At 41.6% G+C, this 21,592-nt stretch carries 15 protein-coding genes; 14 read left to right on the top strand and 1 reads right to left on the bottom strand.

Annotation, left to right across the window (positions count from 1 at the left end; genetic code table 11):
* Positions 1 to 187 precede the first annotated feature (187 nt).
* From DWZ47_RS09075 to DWZ47_RS09045, 7 genes are all read left to right on the top strand, one after another.
* Positions 188 to 3,457, top strand: coding sequence for a TonB-dependent receptor (locus DWZ47_RS09075; protein WP_224440821.1), 3,270 nt, complete (start codon positions 188 to 190; stop codon positions 3,455 to 3,457).
* Between the two features lie 6 nt (positions 3,458 to 3,463).
* Positions 3,464 to 5,314, top strand: coding sequence for a RagB/SusD family nutrient uptake outer membrane protein (locus DWZ47_RS09070; RefSeq protein WP_117512881.1), 1,851 nt, complete (start codon positions 3,464 to 3,466; stop codon positions 5,312 to 5,314).
* A gap of 20 nt (positions 5,315 to 5,334) precedes the next feature.
* Entirely contained in the window at positions 5,335 to 6,795 is a 1,461-nt protein-coding gene (locus DWZ47_RS09065) for a DUF3823 domain-containing protein (RefSeq protein ID WP_004323584.1), read from the top strand.
* A gap of 103 nt (positions 6,796 to 6,898) precedes the next feature.
* Positions 6,899 to 9,112 carry an alpha-N-acetylglucosaminidase gene (locus DWZ47_RS09060; RefSeq protein WP_233525026.1) on the top strand — a complete coding sequence of 738 codons (2,214 nt, stop codon included), beginning with the start codon at positions 6,899 to 6,901 and terminating at the stop codon, positions 9,110 to 9,112.
* On the top strand, positions 9,099 to 10,967 hold the full coding sequence (locus DWZ47_RS09055; protein ID WP_055235504.1) for a hypothetical protein: 1,869 nt from the start codon (positions 9,099 to 9,101) through the stop codon (positions 10,965 to 10,967). Before DWZ47_RS09060 ends, DWZ47_RS09055 begins: the two co-directional genes overlap by 14 nt.
* 33 nt (positions 10,968 to 11,000) lie before the next feature.
* Complete coding sequence (locus DWZ47_RS09050; protein WP_117512877.1) at positions 11,001 to 12,710, top strand: hypothetical protein; 1,710 nt, start codon at positions 11,001 to 11,003, stop codon at positions 12,708 to 12,710.
* A 159-nt stretch (positions 12,711 to 12,869) separates the two neighbouring features.
* A complete protein-coding gene (locus tag DWZ47_RS09045) occupies positions 12,870 to 13,742 on the top strand; it encodes a hypothetical protein (protein ID WP_117512875.1) in 873 nt (290 codons plus the stop codon).
* A gap of 632 nt (positions 13,743 to 14,374) precedes the next feature.
* Here DWZ47_RS09045 and DWZ47_RS09040 read toward each other — a convergent pair.
* Positions 14,375 to 15,244 (bottom strand): NAD kinase, encoded by an 870-nt coding sequence (locus DWZ47_RS09040; RefSeq protein WP_004305502.1) that lies wholly within the window; start codon positions 15,242 to 15,244, stop codon positions 14,375 to 14,377.
* 148 nt (positions 15,245 to 15,392) lie between these two features.
* On the opposite strand from DWZ47_RS09040, the gene DWZ47_RS09035 reads away from it, so the two are divergent.
* Genes DWZ47_RS09035 through recG form a run of 7 tightly spaced genes read left to right on the top strand, consistent with a single transcriptional unit; the run spans position 15,393 to position 21,468 of the window.
* Positions 15,393 to 16,109, top strand: coding sequence for a pyridoxine 5'-phosphate synthase (locus DWZ47_RS09035; RefSeq protein ID WP_004297247.1), 717 nt, complete (start codon positions 15,393 to 15,395; stop codon positions 16,107 to 16,109).
* Positions 16,106 to 16,822, top strand: a complete 717-nt coding sequence (locus DWZ47_RS09030) for a MotA/TolQ/ExbB proton channel family protein (protein WP_004297248.1) — start codon at positions 16,106 to 16,108, stop codon at positions 16,820 to 16,822. The genes DWZ47_RS09035 and DWZ47_RS09030 overlap by 4 nt, the downstream gene beginning before the upstream one ends.
* A gap of 7 nt (positions 16,823 to 16,829) precedes the next feature.
* Positions 16,830 to 17,246 (top strand): ExbD/TolR family protein, encoded by a 417-nt coding sequence (locus tag DWZ47_RS09025; protein ID WP_004305499.1) that lies wholly within the window; start codon positions 16,830 to 16,832, stop codon positions 17,244 to 17,246.
* A 6-nt stretch (positions 17,247 to 17,252) separates the two neighbouring features.
* The gene (locus tag DWZ47_RS09020; protein ID WP_117512873.1) at positions 17,253 to 18,125 is read left to right on the top strand and encodes a cell envelope integrity protein TolA; all 873 of its coding nucleotides are present in this window, start codon (positions 17,253 to 17,255) and stop codon (positions 18,123 to 18,125) included.
* Positions 18,126 to 18,152: 27 nt separating this feature from the next.
* Positions 18,153 to 18,704, top strand: coding sequence for a DJ-1 family glyoxalase III (locus DWZ47_RS09015; RefSeq protein WP_004297251.1), 552 nt, complete (start codon positions 18,153 to 18,155; stop codon positions 18,702 to 18,704).
* Between the two features lie 7 nt (positions 18,705 to 18,711).
* Positions 18,712 to 19,371 (top strand): 2-C-methyl-D-erythritol 4-phosphate cytidylyltransferase, encoded by a 660-nt coding sequence (locus DWZ47_RS09010; RefSeq protein ID WP_004297252.1) that lies wholly within the window; start codon positions 18,712 to 18,714, stop codon positions 19,369 to 19,371.
* Entirely contained in the window at positions 19,372 to 21,468 is a 2,097-nt protein-coding gene (recG, locus tag DWZ47_RS09005; protein WP_117512871.1) for an ATP-dependent DNA helicase RecG, read from the top strand. It abuts the gene before it with no gap.
* The last annotated feature ends 124 nt before the right edge of the window (positions 21,469 to 21,592 follow it).

Below are 21,592 nucleotides of genomic sequence, written 5' to 3'. Positions count from 1 at the left end.
AAGTATAATTTTAATTCTTAAACAGATGAATGAAAAACATCAAAAAAAGAATCACACTTGCCTAAGTGTGAGAAGGCCCTTTATATGCTTTTTTCTAGCATTGGGTGTGTTTCTGCTATCCGCTTTTCCTACTGAATTGTATGCCCAGAAGAAAACAATTACTTTGGACTATAAAGAGTTGGGACTAATGGAACTTTTTAAGAAGATAGAAGAAAAGAGTGATTATGTCTTTTTCTACTATGACGTATTGATAGATAAGGATGTGAAGGTTCCTGCACGTTTCAAAAACATGACAGTAGAGCAAATTCTGGATAAAGTTTTTGCTAACATGGAGCTTGCCTATAGCATTAATAAAAAACAGATAACTATTAAAAAGAAAGTATTGCAGGAAAAAACGAAGAAAGAAGGTCAAAGCTCTATTGTAAAAGGAGTGGTATTCGACCAGTCTCGTGAACCGTTGCCCGGAGTTAGTATTGTAGTGCAAGGTACTAATATCGGGACCGTCAGTGATCTTAATGGAGCTTATTCCATTCATGTGCCTTCGGATGATTCGAAGATTATTTTCTCCTATATAGGTTTCGCTCCTGTGACTTATTCGGCAAAAGAAATGAATAAGCTGTCAGAAGTGGTGTTAGTTGAAGATACAAAAACAATTGATGAAGTGGTTGTGGTAGGATATACGACCCGTACACGTGAGAAATTAATCAGTTCCGTCTCGACTATAAACAATCAGGAATTAGTTAAGTCCACAGTCCCCAATCTGGAGAATGCGTTGACAGGGCGTGTGTCCGGAGTCTTTTCCCGTCAGACTAGTGCTGAACCGGGTTCAGATGGTGCCGATTTGAAAATTCGCGGTTTTGGTTCTGCTTTGGTGGTAGTAGATGGTATTCCGGGAAGAAATTACAGTGATATCGATCCTTCCGAAATTGAATCCGTTTCCGTATTGAAAGATGCATCGGCTGCCGCTGTTTATGGGATGCAGGGAGCAAATGGAGTTATTCTTGTAACGACTAAAAGAGGAGGAAAAAACAAACCGACGACATTGGATATCAATACGCGCTTCGGATTGCAAATGCCTCATAACTATCCACAGCCTGCATCAACCCCGCTGTGGCAGACATTAGTTGGTGAATATTATGCTAATATGAAATTGATTAATGATAAGAACGCGGTAATTACTCCCGCTGATATGGCTACGCGTGACTATGCTTATAATACCAATTGGTATGAGGAAATGATAAAGAACGCTCCCATCACCCAGTCCAATATCAATATTTCGGGAGGCACAGATAAAGTCAGTTATTTTATTTCAGCCGGCTATTTATATCAGGGAGGTATTTGGTCAACAAATTCTACTGATAAGAATCGTTTCAATTTCCGTAGTAATTTGGATGCGGATATACTGAAAAACTTGAAGTTATCTGTCGGAGTGGGAGCTGTCATTAACAGTCTGAATTATCCGAGATCCGCTTCGTATGAGATAGCCCGCAAAATGAAAGATATGGCTCCGAATATTCCGGTAAAGTGGCCGGGGCATGACGACTATTATGCATTTGGTGGGGAAGGTACGGTGAATCCGATGGCATTGGCGGATAAAGAGGCATCCGGATATTCCAAGAAAATAGCCAAGAATCTGAATGTGGATTTTTCTTTAGAGTATAAGGTTCCCTTTGTAGAGGGGCTTTCTTTGAAGGCTACAATGGGATATACGCAATCTGATTCGTGGAATAAGAACTGGAATATGAATATCGTTTATATGGGCTATCGGGAGGATGCGCAGGAATATTATGAGAGTGCTTCCGCCTCTAATGCCAATAAAGCAAGTTTGAGTTTGGAAGATGGTTTTTCCTATAATATAACCGGACAAGGTTTTATCAATTATATCCGCTCGTTCGGGAATCATAATATAAACAGCGGACTGGTCTTTGAATTCTCGGATGCGGAAAACCGTTCTACTGTTACGTCTCGTGGAGAATTTCCTTCTACTGTGTTGGATATGATGGCGGGTGGAATTGCCAATAAACAAGTGACAAATAGTGAAGTTTTCCGTAAATACAGGACGGCTTCTTTCATCGGTCGTTTCTCTTATGATTATCGTTCCAAGTATTTTGTCGATTTCAACTTCCGATATGATGGTGCCCAGTATTTTGCCGATAAGTGGGGTTTCTTTCCCTCTGCCTCTGTAGGATGGATGCTGACAAACGAAGAGTTTATGAACCCGTTGAAGAAAGTTTTGAATGAGTTTAAAATTCGTGCCTCCTGGGGAGAATTGGGTGACTTGTCGGCTGCCAGTCAATATTATGCTAATAATGAGCAATACTATTTTCAAAGCGGATATCAATATCCGGGTACTCCGATGAATTTTGGTGACCGCACCATTTATGGATTAAATCCCACCTTGAATCCTAATCCGGATTTTACATGGGCTACCTCGTCAATGATAAATGCGGGTGTTGATTTTAAGTTGTGGAATGGCTTGCTTAGCGGATCGGCAGATGTGTTCTATCGTCAGCGTAAGGGACTTCCGGCACAAAAGGCCAATGATAATGCAGGAGCATTGGCTACTTGGTATAACTTAGACCATGACAACACCCGCGGTTTTGAGTTCTCATTGAATCATCAATATAAAATAGGAGAAGTCAACTATTTTGTCGGAGGAAACATGTCGTGGTCCAGAACCCGGAAAGGGAACATTGAGCACGGAAGATTTACAAGCGGTTATGACGAATGGAAATGGAACACTGAAGGACATTGGAATAACGTACGTTGGGGATATAACTGTATTGGACGTTATCAGTCGTATGGAGAAATAGCCAATGCACCCATGCATAATAATTCGAATAATAACAGTGCCATATTGCCGGGTGACTTAAAGTATGAAGACTGGAATGGCGATGGCTATATTGACAATTATGATCAACGTCCTATCGGAAGAAATGCTTATCCGGAGTTGGTATATGGTATTAATCTGGGACTTTCCTGGAAGGGAGTTGATTTCTCCATGTTCTGGCAGGGAGGGGCATTGTCGGACTTCCAGATCGGTGCTTTCGATATGGATGCTTTCCAGGAAGGAGCTACTAACTTGAACACTTGGGAATATTTTGGCGATCGTTGGCATCGTGCCGATTATACTGATCCGAATTCTGAATGGATACCCGGGTATTTTCCGGCAGTCCGAGATTTTACATCAGTAACGATCAATCGTCTAAGTTCTAATTTTTGGATGTGGAATGGAAGTTACATTCGTCTGAAAAATGTGGAATTGGGATATACTTTGCCACAACGAATTACCCAGAAGGCTAATATCAAACAGTTGAGGATTTATGCGAATCTTTATAACTGCCTGACCTTTTCCTCACAGAAATTCTTTGATCCGGAACAGCTTGAAAGTCAGTATTCGTTTGCCAGCTATCCGCAAATCATGTCATTTAATGTAGGTATAAATCTTAAATTCTAACAGGTTATGAAAGTAAAATCTATCATATATATGGTATTGGCATTGAGCTTGTGCTGTGGATGTAGCGATTGGCTTACTGTCGATTCGAAAACCATTCTTAGTGAAGAGGACATTGCCAAATATCCCGAACTGGCAGAAGCACAGTTCTTATCCAATTATGCGGAATTACGTAAATCAATTCATTGTATCGGTGACGGAGCAATGTCGTACAGGCAACATCATCTGGATGCTTTTACCGATGATGGAGCGAGCAATATTACCTACGAGAATGGGGTCATGAGAAATAACACTCCGGGTACTGTTTTTGGAGGAGTCTTTTCTCAAAGCAAAGGTGAAATATTTGAGGCGGTATGGAATTATAAGACAATCAATGTTGTAAATAAGTTTATCGCCACTTATAAGAATTCGGATAATGAAGGGGTGTTGAGTACAGTTGGTGAGGCTTATTTTATTCGTGCTTATCTGTATTTTGAGATGGTGAAACGATATGGGGGCGTGCCTTTGTATTCAAGTCCGTTGGATGATGTAAGCTCCATCAACAATCGTTCTACAGAGGAAAAATCCTGGGATTATATAAAAGATAACTTGGACTCGGCTCTTGTATTGCTTCCGAAAGTACAGCGTATTGCATCAGAAGATCGTGACCGTGCCAATCGGTATACAGCTTTGGCGTTGAAGTCGAGGGCTATGTTGTATGCGGGGACTATTGCTAAGTATGGAAAAGTTTCAAATAATAGTTTCCAGGGAATCCGCAAAGAAATGGCGAAAACATATTTATTGGAAGCGGCAAAAGCTGCAAAGGAAATCGTTGATGATGGTAAGTATGCGCTCTCTACTGAATTTGGCGATTTGTTTGATGGAAAAGATGAAAATAATAATGAGATAATTTTCCGTTTTGCTAACGTTGCCAAGACAGGAGTGGCTGTATATGAGGATTACTGGTATCAATCTTATCGTATCAAACGGGCCGGTTACTGTGCCTTTATGGTTCCTCCTTTAGATGTTGTCGAGCAATTTGAAACATTAGACGGAAAGATTCAGCCATTGGACTATGCCGCTTCAAAGAATAATCCCGAAGATTTTTTTGCAAACCGTGATAAACGTCTGGATGCCACTGTCATTTATCCGGGAGGAGAGTTCTTGGGAGAACGTTTCTCTATTTACCGGAAAACACTCGTAAAAAGGACAGATGGAACTACTGAAGAATATTCTTATGAAAAATCTGAAGATTGGATGGGAGCGGGGAAAGTGCCAGGTCACGAAAAATACATGAAAAGTGGAGCAGATGGTATCTTCTTGAACCTTTCTGCCGCAGGAACTACTAACTGGGGATTTTTTCTGAAAAAAACACTTTATGGAGTGAAGAGGCTGGATGATTATCTTATACAAGAAAACGATCAGGATGCAGTCGTTATTCGGTATGGCGAGGTTATTTTAAATTTGGCTGAAGCTGCCGTTGAGCTTTCAACCTATGGAGTGAATGACTATTTAGCGGTTGCCCAAGTCGCTTTTGACCAATTGCGTAGTATACATGGAGGATTGCCTGCCAAAACGATGGACTTGGAGGTTGTACGGCATGAACGCCGGATAGACTTGATGTATGAAGGATTCCGTTATTGGGACTTGAAGCGTTGGCGCATTGGGGAAGAAAAGATGCACAATAAAACGTTGAAGGCTCTCTATCCCATTCTTCATATCGATGAAACAACTTCTCCTGCCTCCGTTTATTATACGTTGGAGAAAGTAGAAGCACCGGATTTGGCTACGAGAGTGAAATGGTTCGAGGAAAGAGACTATTATTGTCCGCTTCCTTTAAGCAAAAGCCCGGGGATCGTGCAGAATGACGGTTGGAATTGATAACCCTAAAAGAAAAGAATATGAATAGAGCTAGATTATATATAAATATCAAACTGTTACTTTTAGCAGTGTTAACACTGAATCTGTCAGGGTGTGAACTTGACGAACGTGTGGACGATTTGACCGGTGGCTACGAAGGCGCTTTTATTGACAGGCTGACCGGTGAAAAGGTGGCTACCGAATATTATGGAGCTAAATTAAAGTTACTTGATCTGGAGTATGGAAATGTAGCGGTTCCCTTGGAGTATAACACACTTCCTGAAGGAACATATCGCAATACCAAAGTATATCCTTCCCGCTATAAAGTATGGGCGAACGGACCGTTCTTTGAGTTGGATACCATTTATGGTGATATTCGTAGTTTTAAGAAAATGGACTTGATTGTTACCCCTAATGTAACATTGAAAATCAAGAAGGTGGAAGTGTTGTACGGCATTACAGCGAACGTCACTTTTACTTATCAGGTAAATGACGAACGTTCCAAGAATCAGGAAATAGGATTGGTATATGGCAAAGAGCAATATCCCGGACAACGTACGGCTATGAATGAAAGCGAAAGCGGTTCACATACTTACAAACGAATAAAGAAGAATTTGACAGAATTGTCGGGAGAATTTACGGAGACTCTGTTCTTAAACCCTAACAGCACATATTATCTAAGAGCTTTGGGACGTACGGAATCAGCAGGAGATTACTGGAATTATTCAGAACAGACTGTGATTAATACGACAGATATTGATTTGTCTTCCTTACCGATTGAAGCCGCTGTCGGAGTAAGTAGTGCCACTTCTGCTGTTTTGCAGTGGGCATTTCCTCCCGTTGTTGACGAGATAAAGGTTTCTTATACGGATCGGGATGGTGAAGAGGTGATGGATAAATTTAAACCTACGGATTATTCATACGTTGCCAATTTACCTCATAATCAAAAGAGTACAATCAAAGTACAACTTCTGGCGAAAGGAGTTGCCGGTCCGGAACAAACGATTGAAGTACAGACTAAATCTTTGACGGATAAATATGTACCTGCCTCAAACACTCGTCCGGAAAATGTTCCTTTCTACAATGATTCGGAATTTAAAAAATCATTATCAGGTGAATGGGCATTGATATATGGTCCTACAATCGGCGAAGACTGGTCCACTACCGATTTACGTTTTGAATATTTCGATTGGTGGGACACATGGTTGATAGGATTTGCCGACCGTATGCCTGCTTGCCAGGATATAGAGAATTTTAAATCACTGACGATTCAGGGAGAAATACAAACGTTGGTTGATATTTTACCTTTTGTTAATCTGGAAACACTTTCTATCATAAAGGGTAAAGGCTTCTCGGTGGATAAAACGATTAATCCGAAAGTGGACCTGACAGTTCTGAAGAAACTGAAGAAACTTAACACTGTTATTATAGGACCGGATGTGCCGCTTACTAAAAAGAATTTTGATGATGCGGGACTTACACATCTGACGATTACCAACTAGGTCGGTAATCACACTACTCCCTTTGACAAGCGAATGTGTCTAGTGGGTAACATCGGATACATTCGTTTTTTAAAAGAAATATATAAATGAAAATATAAATAGTATGTGTAAGATTAAATGTTTATTTCTACTGATGTTGATCGTATTGTGTTCTTCCTGCAAAGAAAGTACAGAAGATGAAAAAGCGATGCAACAGATGGTGGAACGTTTATTTCCGGAGTATGCTTCCCAATTTAGTTTTGAACAATCGGAAAAGATTGATAAAGATTGGTATGAAATAGAAGCGCAAGGAGGAACAGTACGAATACGGGGAAATAACGCAAATTCGATGGCTGTAGGGCTGAACTATTATCTGAATCATTACTGTCTTACCTCTGTTTCCTGGTATGTGAACGATACGGTGGAGATGCCGGAAGTATTACCCATGCCACCGGCAAAAATAACTTCGACTGCCCGTTGCAAGAACCGATTCTTTCTTAATTACTGTACCTTCGGTTATACAATGCCATGGTGGACATGGAAGGATTGGGAACGGTTGATAGACTGGATGGCTTTAAATGGAATCAATATGCCTTTAGCAATCACCGGACAAGAATCTGTCTGGTATCGCGTATGGACGAAATTAGGATTGACGGATGAGGAAATACGGAACTATTTCACAGGGCCTGCTCACTTGCCTTGGCATCGTATGTCTAACCTGGATTATTGGCAGGGGCCTCTGCCTAAAGAATGGCTGGATACACAAGAAGCATTGCAGAAACAAATCGTAGCCCGTGAACGTCAATTTAATATGCGCCCCATACTTCCTGCATTTGCCGGACATGTACCGTCGGAACTTAAAAGAATCTATCCGGAAGCTAAGATTAGCCGGATGAGCTCTTGGGGAGGTTTCGAGGATAAATACAGAAGCCACTTTCTGGATCCGCTTGACCCATTGTTTGCAACCATACAGAAAGAGTTTCTGGAAGAGCAAACTAAGTTGTTCGGAACAGACCATATTTATGGGGCAGATCCTTTTAATGAAGTAGCCCCTCCAAGTTGGGAACCGGAATTTTTAGCCAATTGCTCGAAGCATATTTATCAATCGATGACGCATGTCGATCCGGATGCTACTTGGTTACAAATGACATGGTTATTCTATATTGACCGACATTTATGGACAAACGAACGGGTAGAAGCTTTCTTGAAAGCAGTCCCTCAAGATAAACTGTTGCTACTGGACTATTATTGTGAGAATACTGAAGTCTGGAAGCAGACAGATCGGTATTTCGGGCAACCATATTTATGGTGCTATTTAGGAAATTTCGGAGGAAATACAATGCTTGCCGGAAACACCAAAGAAGTGGGGAAACGAATCGAAAATGTATATACCAATGGTGGAGAAAACTTTTCGGGACTGGGTTCTACTTTGGAGGGGTTTGATGTAAATCCTTTCATGTATGAATATGTTTTCAGTAAAGCATGGGATTGTAATCTGCCGGACTCTGTATGGATAGAACAACTGGCAGACAGGCGAATTGGCTTGAGAAACCAACAAATGCGTCGGGCATGGAAATTGCTTTATGACAGTATTTATACAGTACCAGCTGCTTTGGGACAGGGGACATTGATGAATGCGCGTCCTTGTTTAAAAGGAAATGGCAATTGGACGACTACGCCTACGGTAGCGTATTCCAATGAAACTTTGTTTGAGGTATGGGAGATGTTGTTGAAAGCCGGAGAACATCGACATTCTACTTATGAATATGATGTTGTTAATATAGGAAGGCAAGTGCTGGGGAATTATTTCGGGAAGCTTCGCGATGAATTTGCGGAAGCTTATTCCCGGAAGCAATTACCGCTATTAAAACAAAAAGGAGCTGAAATGAAACAACTACTGCGTGATGTTGATACTTTATTAAGTACACAATCTTCTTTTTTACTGGGAAAATGGATTAAAGATGCCCGTTCATTAGGTATAGACGAAGCCTCTAAAAATTATTACGAAGAAAATGCCCGTACTATCGTTTCAACCTGGGGAGATAAAGATCAAAGTTTAAACGATTATGCAAATCGTACTTGGGGAGGTTTGGTATCGGGATATTATGCGCCTCGTTGGGAAATGTTTATAGATGAAGTTATTCGCTCTGTTTCTAACAAGCAGCCGTTTAATGCTGATGCTTTTCATCAAAGAGTGACGCAGTTTGAAATTGACTGGGTCAAGTCACATGAACGTTATCCTTCCGAACCGGTTGGTAATGCTGTTGAGATTGCTACTTTATTGATGAATAAATACAAGGATTCAATTTTAAAAGAAAAACACAATGAGAATAATTAGTTATATTTCAAGTATAATCATCACTTTTTCTGCATTGGCTATCATGAGCGGATGCAAAGATTCGGAAGTTGTTGATGACGGCTTTCGTACAACAATGGCTAAAGCCTCTGATGTGAAATTAAATAAAGTTGCCTATTGGCCGGGAGATCCTGTAAATTGCTCTTTTACCTTGAAAAATGAAACGAACTATCCGATGGATATTCGTGAAGTAAAAGTGGTGATTCAGAACTTGGATGATGGAGGGTGTGTATTGACAGAAAAGTCTGTTGCTTCCCATATTCAAATAGAACCGGGACAATCTGTTCCTGTGGATGCCGGGACACTGTATACCCTTCCAGCTGCATTAAAGCCTTCTTCCTTTTGTGCTGTCAAGTTCCTGTTAGATTTTGAAGATGGGATAACCACTACAATTGACGGAACATATTTCAGAGCTGTCAACGAGCAGTCGCTGTTGACTTACGATATTCAAAAGTTAGATTATCAGGGACTTCCTGTTTATCGTCAGATAGGAGATATGAGTGCCGGGTTCGGTGTGTTAAAAACGATGGTTGCTTTCGATCAAGGAATGGCTGCCACCATGGAGGAGGCTCCGCAGGGTGGTACTTATCCGGTTGCGCCTACTCCGGAGTTTTTGCAACGTTCCGTTCGCAAAACTGTTGAGCTTTACAATTCGGAGATCGGGGCTGCCACAAAGATAAAGAGAGTGGTGGTTGGAACGGGGATCGCATCTGTTTCTTACTTTGCAACAATGATGGGGGCAGCCTATTTACCTATTCATTATCTGGTATCGGCTAATTCTGCTTCTGAAGTACAAGCTATACTCGATTATTCCAATCAAAATGGATATGCCTCTTATGCCACATTGGGTTATGACGGTTCTATGCCCGGAGTGGGAGTTGCCTGGATAAAATTATTGGATTTGCCGGAAGAATATAAGCAATTTATAAAAGATCATCAGGTGGAAGAAGTTTATATTTATGGAGTAGGTCAGGAAGGACATGGAGAGTCTTATTCCCGAAGGGTTTTGACGCAGAATACAATTACCGATGAATATGCGCCTGGTTCTTTATATATATTGTATACTAACTTTGGTTCGGATGCCGATATTGACGCACTGAAACATCGGTTGTATGACTATAATCAGTTAAAATTGGGTGAAGGACAGTATATCTCTGATTGGGAAAGTGGAATTGTCGATGATCAGATAGCCAATATATCCGGCTCTGCGCAAGCGATGGCAAATGTGAAAGCTTATACGATTGAGACTGATGATATGATGGCTTTGTACAATATATCTTCTTTCCTGACGCTTCAATATATAAAAAAGAATCAAAGCAAGTTGCAGGCACCTTTTGTGAATGGAGTTATTTTTAACGAGTATCTTACGAATCACCCTCAATATGAAGCGTTTGTTGGATATGTACCTTTATTATATTGGCAATTTAATTCGGCGGCTTCTACAGTAGAACGTATTGATGGTTATCTGAAGCCAGCTATTGCCGGGTATTTTCCTGATGTTGTCGATCATCTGTATGAGGGATCTTTCTATCTGAATTCTAATATGAGACGCTATGAGTTTTATGACGAGCTGATAGCAAGAGGTGTCACTTCGGAGAATATTAGAATTAGGCAGAGTGTAGATAAATGGAATCCGGAAGATGATGGAGAAACGGAAGAGTATTTGGGACGCATTAATCATAAAATAGGTTCGGCTGAAGAATTTGCTTATGATATAATTGAACGTATTGGAGTGCAGAAGTATCGGAATACGGTTAAGTCGATGGAGTACCTGACATTGGAGGAGCTTCGTACTATTTGTGCACAGGTTGGAAATATGAGATTAGTAGAACATTGATATAACATCGGATTTAAGATTTAAACTAACGAAATGAATATAAAACAATTGATGGTAACTTTCTTCATTGCACTATTGGCAGGAGGAGAGATTGGAGCTCGTGTGCTGACGGATAAATTCGTTTATTCACAAGGGGAGAAGGTTGTGTTTACTTTTGATGGGAAGTCAGAAGGTAAAACGATTATACTGAAATATCTCTCCAAGAAAGGAGAACCGGTTCTTGCGGAGATTGGCGGAGAACCATTTGTTTGGGAAGTTCCTTCAGAATTTACGCCTGCAGCCGTAGGTGTTTATCAAAAAGAGGAGGGACAGTTGACATATTCTTCTTATTTTAGGGTGGTAACTCCCGGAATGTTGACTACCTATCAGATTGCTAAAGAGGAATATAAAGGTTTGAATGTGTTTATGCTCAATGGTGGAATGAGTGCGGAATATACTGTCCAAAAATCTTTAGCTAATCTGACGGCAGGTGTGAGCCATACATGGCAGATTGGTCCGGGAGGAGGTCCCAAACCGGTATGGGGGACACCTGATTTCCTTCAACAATCCGTTCAGCATACAGTAGATTTATATAATGAGTATTTGGGTAAGTCGAAGAAACTTAAAACTGTGATAATAGCTACGGGAGTACCGGCGGTACCTTATCTTTCTGCAGCTATGGAGGCTCCCGTATTGCCATTACATTTTTTGGTTTCTGTCAATTCTACCAAAGAAGTTTCTTCCATATTAGAATATTCCTCGCAAGCTGGAGTACCCTGTTATGCGACATTGGGATATGATGCTTCCATGGATGATGTCGGAGTTGCCTGGATAAAATTATTGGCTTTGCCTGATGAATATCGGAAGTTTATAATAGAACATGAAGTAGAAAATGTAATTATCGCAGGCATAGGGGAAGACGTGAAAAGTGAATCTTATTGTCGGAAACTTAATAAAACCGGAGTGGATGGTCAGGAGTATGCAGACGGCTCTCTTTATATTTTATATACCCAATCCGGTTCAGAGCATGACATCAAAACGATATCAAGAAATGTCGTGGACTATGATACGTTATCTCTTGAAAAAGGTAAGGACTTGGCCGATTGGGAGAGCGGTGTTGTCAACAGGCAGATTGATAATATATCAAAAGGTATTTGTGAACATACTCCGGCACAAGTTTATTCTTTGATTGCTACTCATGATATGATGGATATGTATAATCTCGGTGCAAATATGGGTATGTATTTTATGTATAAGAATCGGGAGCAAACAAAGGTTTCCGTACAGGGGACTTATCTAAATGAATATTTAATATCACAACCTTTGTATGAGTTGACTCAAGGATATATTCCATTATTGTTTTGGCAGTTTGTCCCTCCTGTATCAACGATCGACAGGATAAAACGTGATATACAGAAAGTGGTGGATGTTTATGAAAAAGGTATTCTCCTAGAGAATAAAACCGTACATGTGAATGCACGTATCGGGAAAGAAGAGTTGGTGCAGGAACTAAAGAAAAGGGGATTTCGGTTTGTTACTAAGCGCAAAGATAATGTGGAAGAATTGTGGAACCTATCCGATGGAATAAATTCTCCTTGTGAAGAGGTTGTACAGAATATAGTGGAACAGATTGGGGTAAAACAATATCAGACTCAATGTAAGAATGCATTGTATTTAAATATGGGTGATCTTAAACTAGTAACGAATAATATTCCGGGACTTGTCTTTCATTCTTTTAAGAAAAAGTTGCAAGATGTTTATTAGTTACAGTAGTAACACCTGCTGAACTGAATAAGTTAGCAAGCAAATAAGTTAAAATTGTATGGATTAGCAGAGGGTTATCAAAAAACTCTCTGCTTTTCTGCTTGACTTCTGTTGCGAAATGATTACTTTTGCGCACGTTATCAATTCACAACTGAAACTATGAGTAAAAAAAGCCTTCTTATTGCGGCCGTGGCTATCTTGGTGATAGCTATTATTGGTATTACTTATTTATTGTTTACCGAAAAACAAGCTAACCGGGAGTTAGTGCAGGAATTCCAATTAGATAAGGAAGATCTGGAAAACGAATATACCCGTTTCGTACAACAATATGATGAGTTAAAGATGACGATTTCTAATGACTCTTTATCTCAATTACTGGAACAGGAACAATTGAAAACTCAACGCCTTTTGGAAGAGCTTCGTACAGTGAAGAGCTCGAATGCTACAGAGATCCGTCGTTTAAAGAATGAGTTGGCTACTTTGCGTAAGGTAATGGTTGGCTATATCAATCAGATCGACTCTCTGAATAAACTGACTGCACAGCAGAAGCAGGTCATAGCTGAAGTGACTCAAAAATATAATCAGGCTTCACAACAAATCAGTAACCTTTCCGAAGAAAAGAAAAATCTGGATAAGAAAGTGACGTTAGCCGCACAACTTGATGCAACTAATATTCGTATCGAACCACGCAATAAACGTGGCAAAGCTGCAAAGAAAGTGAAAGACGTGGTGAAACTGGCTATCAGTTTCACGGTCGTGAAGAATATAACTGCTGAAAACGGTGAACGTACCATTTATATACGTATTACCAAACCCGATAATGATGTACTGACCAAGAGTGCATCCAATACTTTCCCTTATGAAAACCGTACATTGGTTTATTCAATTAAGAAGTATATTGAATATAACGGAGAAGAACAGAATATCAATGTGTTTTGGGATGTAGAAGAATTCTTGTATGCCGGAAACTACCGTGTTGATATCTTCGAAGGTGGTAATCTGATTGGTTCGCAGACCTTTATGTTAGATTAATATCGGGGTATTCTTTTTCTCTACCGATATTCTATTTTCTTCTATATTAGCTAACCCGATGGTCTGTTTTTAATATTTCTTCGGGCAACAGTTGTTCTTTTATGGATGAACTGGGGAAAGAACTGCATAAATAATTGCAATAATATACAGAAAATAGGGCGAGCACAGCATGAATTTGCAGACAATATGCAGCTTTTTAATCATGGAAGCCTTCGTTGGATTAAAACCAACGAGATGTCCCTCACCGAGAAAGGATAAGTTCCTCGGTGAGGGACATCTCATTTCTCGGTGAGGAACTCATATAGGAATGATTAGAAGCTATTTTTTTCTCTAGTTTGTATGTAAATAAAGGTAAGGAGAAACTGATAAAATGAATGACTGTTGTCTATAAAAGAATGATTTGCAAGTGTAATCAGTATATTTTAATCTTATTGAGTAAATATAGGGGAAAATAATGTTAATCTGATTTCTGAAGATAGTAAATCCCGGCCCCTTTTCTCTTTAGTTGGAATCTATACCCAATTTGTTGCATTCCCAACAACTTGAATGTCCCTTTTTTTAGAAGTTCTATTTTTAAGTACCGTATAGTTGAATCGGGTGATGAGGAATAACGGTTGCATAATGTGGACTGCTTACCGTCTTCCGTCAGCTCCCCACATCATCTTGCTGCGGAGTGTATCGAAAAAAATGTGATTAAAACGTTTCACTACCTTTACGCTGTAATCTGCCCGGCGAATGGTTAGTTGAGTCGTTTCTTTGCAAGTTTCGCTCCTCCCGTCAATGGCGACGAGGAAGTTGTGACTTCTGCTTTCTACATCTAATGTAATCTCCCAATCATCCCGAATAACGATAGGGCGGACGTTGAGACTATGTGGAGCCACCGGAGTGATGGCAATAGTGTTGGAATGAGGAACGATGATCGGGCCTCCTACACTCAAAGAGTAGGCTGTGGAACCTGTTGGAGTGGCAATTACTAACCCGTCAGCTTGATAAGTATTCAGATACGCGCCATTAATAGCTGTCCGGATACTGATCATTGAGGAGCTGTCCCGTTTGAGAATAGCTATTTCGTTGAGGGCATAAGGAGAATCTTGGAGATGTTTGTCGTTGCAGATTAACTGAAGTACGCTCCGTTCCTCCACACTATATCTGCCGTTTTGGATTTCATCAAATGTTTCCTCCATTTCTTCCGGTGAAATATCTGCCAGAAATCCTAAACGTCCTGTGTTAATTCCCAAAATAGGGATCCCTTTTCTTCCTACGCGGCGGGCAGCTTTCAGAAACGTTCCGTCGCCTCCGATGCTGATTACCATATCGGCAGTAAAATCATCACCATCAAATAATTGATCTGCTTCAATATCCATATTTTCAGAAACTAGGAATTGATAAAATTCCCTGCACATACCAATCTCTGCTCCTTGTTTCTTTAAAAGTTTAAACAAGGTGACAGCATGAGAAGACTTTTTAGCCTGATAAGTATTTCCAAAAATGGCAAATTTCATAAGCAACATCATTAGTTCAGGATGCAAATTTGGCATTTTTTCTTGGATTTCTACTTTAAATAACCAAAAAAGAGTAGAGAATGCGTTTCGTATTATTAGGCAACTAATAATAATATTTGTATTTTTGCGGCAAATATAACGTAGAACTATGACTAAATTAAGTGTAAACATAAACAAGATTGCTACACTAAGAAATGCTCGCGGGGGAAATGTGCCTGATGTAGTAAAGGTAGCGCTTGATTGTGAATCTTTTGGGGCTGATGGTATCACCGTTCATCCCCGTCCTGACGAGCGTCACATTCGTCGTTCTGATGTATATGACTTGCGTCCTCTGTTGAGGACTGAATTTAATATTGAAGGTTATCCGTCTCCGGAATTTATTGACTTGGTGTTGAAAGTAAAACCTCATCAGGTTACTCTAGTTCCCGATGATCCTTCACAGATCACCTCCAATTCCGGTTGGGATACGAAAGCAAATCAGGAATTCCTGACGGAAGTTCTCGATCAGTTTAACAGTGCCGGCATTCGTACTTCCGTTTTTGTGGCAGCCGATCCTGAAATGGTGGAATATGCAGCAAAAGCAGGGGCGGATCGCGTCGAACTGTATACTGAACCTTATGCGACGGACTATCCGAAGAATCCGGAAGCAGCTATTGCTCCTTTTATCGAAGCTGCAAAGACTGCCCGTAAACTGGGTATCGGATTGAACGCCGGTCATGATTTAAGTCTGGTGAATTTAAATTATTTCTATAAAAACATTCCTTGGGTGGATGAAGTGTCTATCGGACATGCGTTGATTAGCGATGCACTGTATCTGGGACTCGAACGTACCATTCAGGAATATAAAAACTGTTTACGCTCATGAATGCAATGATCTTGTTAGCCCAAGGGGCTATGAATATGGCCGACTCACTGGCTACTGCCAACCCCGTGCTGACGGAGGTAAACGCTCCGGAAATGAACATGCTTGATATGGCTGTCAAGGGTGGATGGATTATGATTGTATTGGGCGTACTGTCGGTTATCTGTTTCTATATTCTGTTTGAACGTAACTACATGATTCGCAAAGCAGGAAAAGAGGACCCTATGTTTATGGAACGGATTAAAGACTATATTCATAGTGGAGAGATCAAAGCGGCTATTAACTATTGCCGTACGATGAATACCCCTTCGGCACGTATGATAGAAAAAGGAATCAGCCGTCTGGGACGTCCTATTAACGATGTGCAGGTAGCTATTGAGAATGTGGGTAACATTGAAGTTGCAAAGTTGGAAAAAGGACTGACTGTGATGGCAACTATTTCCGGAGGTGCTCCAATGCTCGGATTTCTCGGTACGGTGACCGGTATGGTACGCGCATTCTACGAAATGGCGAATGCCGGAAGTGGAAACATTGATATCACTTTGCTTTCGGGAGGTATCTATGAAGCTATGATTACAACGGTCGGTGGTCTGATTGTCGGTATCATCGCTATGTTTGCCTATAATTATCTGGTGATGCTGGTAGACCGTGTGGTAAATAAAATGGAATCTCGTACAATGGAGTTCATGGACCTGTTGAACGAGCCTGCAAAATAATTGGCAGATGGGATTAAAAAGAAGAAATAGAGTATCGCCCAATTTCAGCATGGCCTCCATGACGGACGTCATCTTCCTGTTGCTGATATTCTTTATGATAACCTCTACGGTGGTGTCGCCCAATGCCATAAAGGTATTGTTGCCTCAAGGCAAGCAGCAGACTTCGGCCAAGCCGCTGACAAGAGTGGTTATCGATAAGGACTTGAATTTCTATGCCGCTTTCGGCAATGAAAAAGAGCAGCCGGTGGCGCTGAACGATCTGACTTCATTTTTGCAGAGTTGTGCAGAGAAGGAACCGGAAATGTATGTGGCATTGTATGCAGATGAATCGGTACCTTATCGTGAGATCGTAAGGGTATTGAACATTGCAAACGAGAATCATTTTAAGATGGTGCTGGCTACCCGCCCGCCTGAAAATAAATAAGAAACAATGGACAGAAGAAAAAAGGGTGAATACATAGGAGCGCTCGGTGCACTGTTGGTGCATGTGGCAGTGATTGCTCTTTTGATTCTGGTGAGCTTTACTGTCCCCCAACCGGATGAAGATGCAGGCGGAGTGCCTGTGATGATGGGAAATGTAGACGCAGCAAGTGGTTTCGATGATCCCTCTCTGGTAGACGTGGATATTATGGATGAAGATGCGGCAGCGCCTGCGGAGGCAGAACCACAACTTCCTTCGGAACAGGATTTGTTGACGCAGACTGAAGAAGAAACAGTAACTCTGAAACCTAAGACGGAAGAGCCGAAAAAAGAAACGGTGAAACCCAAAGAGGTGGTTAAGCCGAAAGAACCGGTGAAGAAGCCGGAAAAAACGGAAGCGGAAAAAGCTGCGGAAGCGAAACGACTGGCGGAGGAAAAAGCGGAGCGTGAACGTAAAGCTGCCGAAGAGGCCGCTAAAAAGAGAGTATCCGGTGCGTTCGGAAAAGGAGCGCAAATGACGGGTAATAAAGGTACGGCAACCAGTGGTACGGGAACCGAAGGTAGTAAAGAAGGTAATTCTTCTACCGGAGCGAAAACCGGAACCGGAGGTTATGGAACATTTGACCTTGGCGGACGTTCTTTAGGTACGGGTAGTTTGCCGAAGCCTGCATATAACGTGCAGGAGGAAGGACGTGTAGTGGTGAATATCACCGTGAATCCCGCAGGACAAGTGGTGTCTACCAGCATTAGCCCTCAAACGAACACTGTAAATTCTGCTTTACGTAAGGCGGCGGAGGATGCAGCTAAGAAAGCCCGTTTTAATACGATCGATGGAGTGAATAACCAGACAGGGACAATCACCTATTATTTTAACTTGAGATAGTATCATTAACCAAATATATTAAGCATTATGGGAACTGTATACGCTTTTTTTGCAGATGGTTTTGAAGAAATTGAAGCCTTTACTGCTATTGACACGTTGAGACGTGCCGGACTGAATGTAGAAATCGTATCCGTTACACCGGATGAAATTGTAGTAGGAGCACATGATGTATCCGTTCTTTGCGATATCAATTTCGAGAATTGTGATTTCTTTGATGCTGAACTTTTGTTGTTGCCGGGAGGAATGCCGGGAGCTGCTACACTTGACAAGCACGAAGGATTGCGCAAATTGATCCTTGATTTTGCTGCAAAAGGTAAACCTATTGCTGCCATTTGTGCTGCTCCGATGGTGTTGGGTAAACTGGGACTGCTGAAAGGAAAGAAGGCTACCTGTTATCCGAGTTTCGAACAATATCTGGATGGTGCCGAATGTGTAAATGCACATGTCGTACGTGATGGAAACATCATTACGGGTATGGGACCAGGTGCTGCTATGGAATTTGCCTTGACAATCGTTGACCTGTTGGTAGGTAAAGAAAAAGTAGACGAACTGGTAGAAGCGATGTGCGTTAAACGCTAAACCGTCCATGAAGAAATATGTAATCATTGTCGCCGGTGGAAAGGGCTTGCGAATGGGAAGTGATCTTCCCAAACAATTCCTTCCCATGGGTGATAAACCTGTGTTGATGCATACCCTGGAAGTCTTCAGGAGATATGACGAGGCACTTCAAATCATATTGGTGCTTCCGCAGGAGCAACAAAGTTTCTGGAAGCAACTTTGCGATGAACATCATTTTACGGTAAAACATGTCCTTGCAGAAGGAGGTGAAACACGTTTCCATTCCGTAAAGAACGGGCTGGCACTGGTGCAAGAGCCGGGATTGGTGGGAGTGCATGATGGAGTACGCCCGTTTGTATCAGTAGAAGTGATTCGCCGTTGTTATGAGTTGGCAGAGGTGCAAAAAGCAGTGATTCCTGTGGTGGATGTAGTAGAGACGCTTCGCCATTTGACAGATGCCGGAAGTGAAACAGTCAGCCGGATTGATTATAAACTGGTGCAAACGCCGCAAGTGTTTGATGTAGAGTTGCTGCAACAAGCCTATGCCCAGGAATTTACCCCCTTCTTTACAGATGATGCTTCCGTTGTGGAAGCGATGGGAATGCCCGTTTATCTGGCAGAAGGCAACCGTGAAAATATAAAAATAACAACTCCTTTCGATTTAAAAGTAGGGAGTGCTCTTTTATAAATGTTCGATTTAGCCACACGCGACATAAAATTTATCTCCGGTGTAGGCCCTCAAAAAGCCGCTGTATTAAATAAGGAGTTGGAAATCTATTCCTTGCACGATTTAATTTATTATTTCCCTTATAAATATATTGACCGGAGCCGCATCTATTACATTCATGAAATAGATGGCAATATGCCGTATATCCAGTTGAAAGGAGAAATCCTCGGTTTCGAGACCATTGGTGAAGGACGGCAGCGCCGTTTGACAGCGCATTTTTCGGATGGTACAGGAGTCGTGGATTTGGTGTGGTTTCAAGGTATAAAGTGCATCTTGGGAAAGTATAAACTTCACGAGGAATATATTATTTTCGGCAAACCTACTGTTTTCAACGGACGTATCAATGTGGCGCATCCTGATGTAGACAAACCGGATGATTTGAAACTTTCCTCGGTGGGGCTGCAACCTTATTATAGTACGACGGAGAAGATGAAACGCAGTTTCCTCAACTCTCACGCGATTGAGAAGATGATGGCAACGGTGATTCAGCAGATACAGGAGCCTCTACCTGAAACACTTTCTCCCAAGTTGCTGACGGAGCATCATTTGATGCCTTTGACGGAAGCGCTCCGGAATATCCACTTCCCAACCAATCCTGACGTCCTCCGTCGGGCACAATACCGTCTTAAATTTGAAGAACTGTTTTATGTTCAGTTAAACATTCTCCGATATGCCAAAGACAGGCAGAAAAGGTATCGTGGATACATCTTTGAAAAAGTGGGAGATGTGTTCAATACATTTTATGCAAAGAATCTTCCTTTCCAACTGACGGGTGCGCAGAAACGGGTGTTGAAAGAGATACGGAACGATGTCGGCAGTGGCAGACAGATGAATCGCCTTTTGCAGGGAGATGTAGGAAGCGGAAAAACACTGGTTGCCTTGATGAGTATGTTGCTGGCATTGGATAATGGCTATCAGGCTTGTATGATGGCACCTACCGAAATCCTGGCAAACCAGCACTACGAAACCATTAAGGAACTGCTTTTTGGCATGGATATTCGTGTTGAGCTACTGACAGGTTCTATTAAAGGAAAAAGGAGAGAAGCGATTCTGGCCGGATTGCTGACAGGAGATGTGCAGATATTAATAGGAACACATGCCGTTATTGAAGATACTGTCAATTTCTCTTCTTTAGGCTTCGTTGTGATTGACGAACAACATCGTTTTGGCGTGGCTCAACGTGCCCGTCTTTGGAGTAAGAATGTTCAACCTCCGCATGTACTTGTAATGACTGCCACTCCCATTCCCCGTACGTTGGCGATGACTTTGTACGGTGACTTGGACGTGTCTGTTATCGATGAACTTCCACCCGGAAGAAAACCGATTACTACCATCCATCAATTCGACAATCGCCGGGAAAGCATGTATCGTTCGGTACGTAAGCAGATCGACGAAGGACGCCAGGTTTATATTGTCTATCCGCTGATTAAAGAGAGCGAAAAAATTGATTTGAAGAATCTTGAAGAAGGGTATCAGCATATTCTGGAAGAGTTTCCGAAGTGTACGGTTTGTAAAGTGCATGGTAAAATGAAACCAGCCGAGAAAGATGAGCAAATGCAGCTTTTTGTCTCGGGGAAAGCGCAGATCATGGTAGCTACCACCGTCATTGAAGTGGGAGTGAACGTTCCGAATGCTTCGGTTATGATTATTGAAAATGCAGAACGTTTCGGGTTATCACAGTTACATCAGTTGCGCGGTCGGGTAGGGCGTGGAGCAGAACAGTCTTATTGTATTCTGGTGACGAATTACAAGTTGACGGAGGATACCCGGAAACGATTGGAAATCATGGTGCGCACCAATGATGGTTTTGAAATAGCGGAGGCCGATTTGAAACTGCGTGGTCCCGGTGATCTTGAAGGTACACAGCAAAGCGGTATCGCTTTCGATTTGAAGATCGCGGATATTGTCCGCGACGGTCAACTGTTGCAATACGTTCGTGCTATAGCTGAAAGTATTGTAGAACAAGACCCTGCAGCACAAAGTCCGGAGAACGAAATCTTATGGCGACAGCTTAAAGCCTTACGGAAAACGAATGTTAACTGGGCTGCCATAAGCTGAAAAACGGTTAAACATGCAGTTTATTTGCGTAAATGTGTTGCAAAACATATTTCGGCTCTATTCTCCCTATTTATAGGAGTTTAACGACCTGATTCCTCTTCCTTTTCGTTCTAAGCTTCTGAAA

It is taken from the genome of Bacteroides sp. AF32-8BH, from assembly GCF_003435205.1.
Lineage (GTDB): Bacteria > Bacteroidota > Bacteroidia > Bacteroidales > Bacteroidaceae > Bacteroides > Bacteroides ovatus.
Note: the sequence above shows the minus strand (reverse complement) of the source record. Positions and strands in the feature narration are given on the sequence as shown.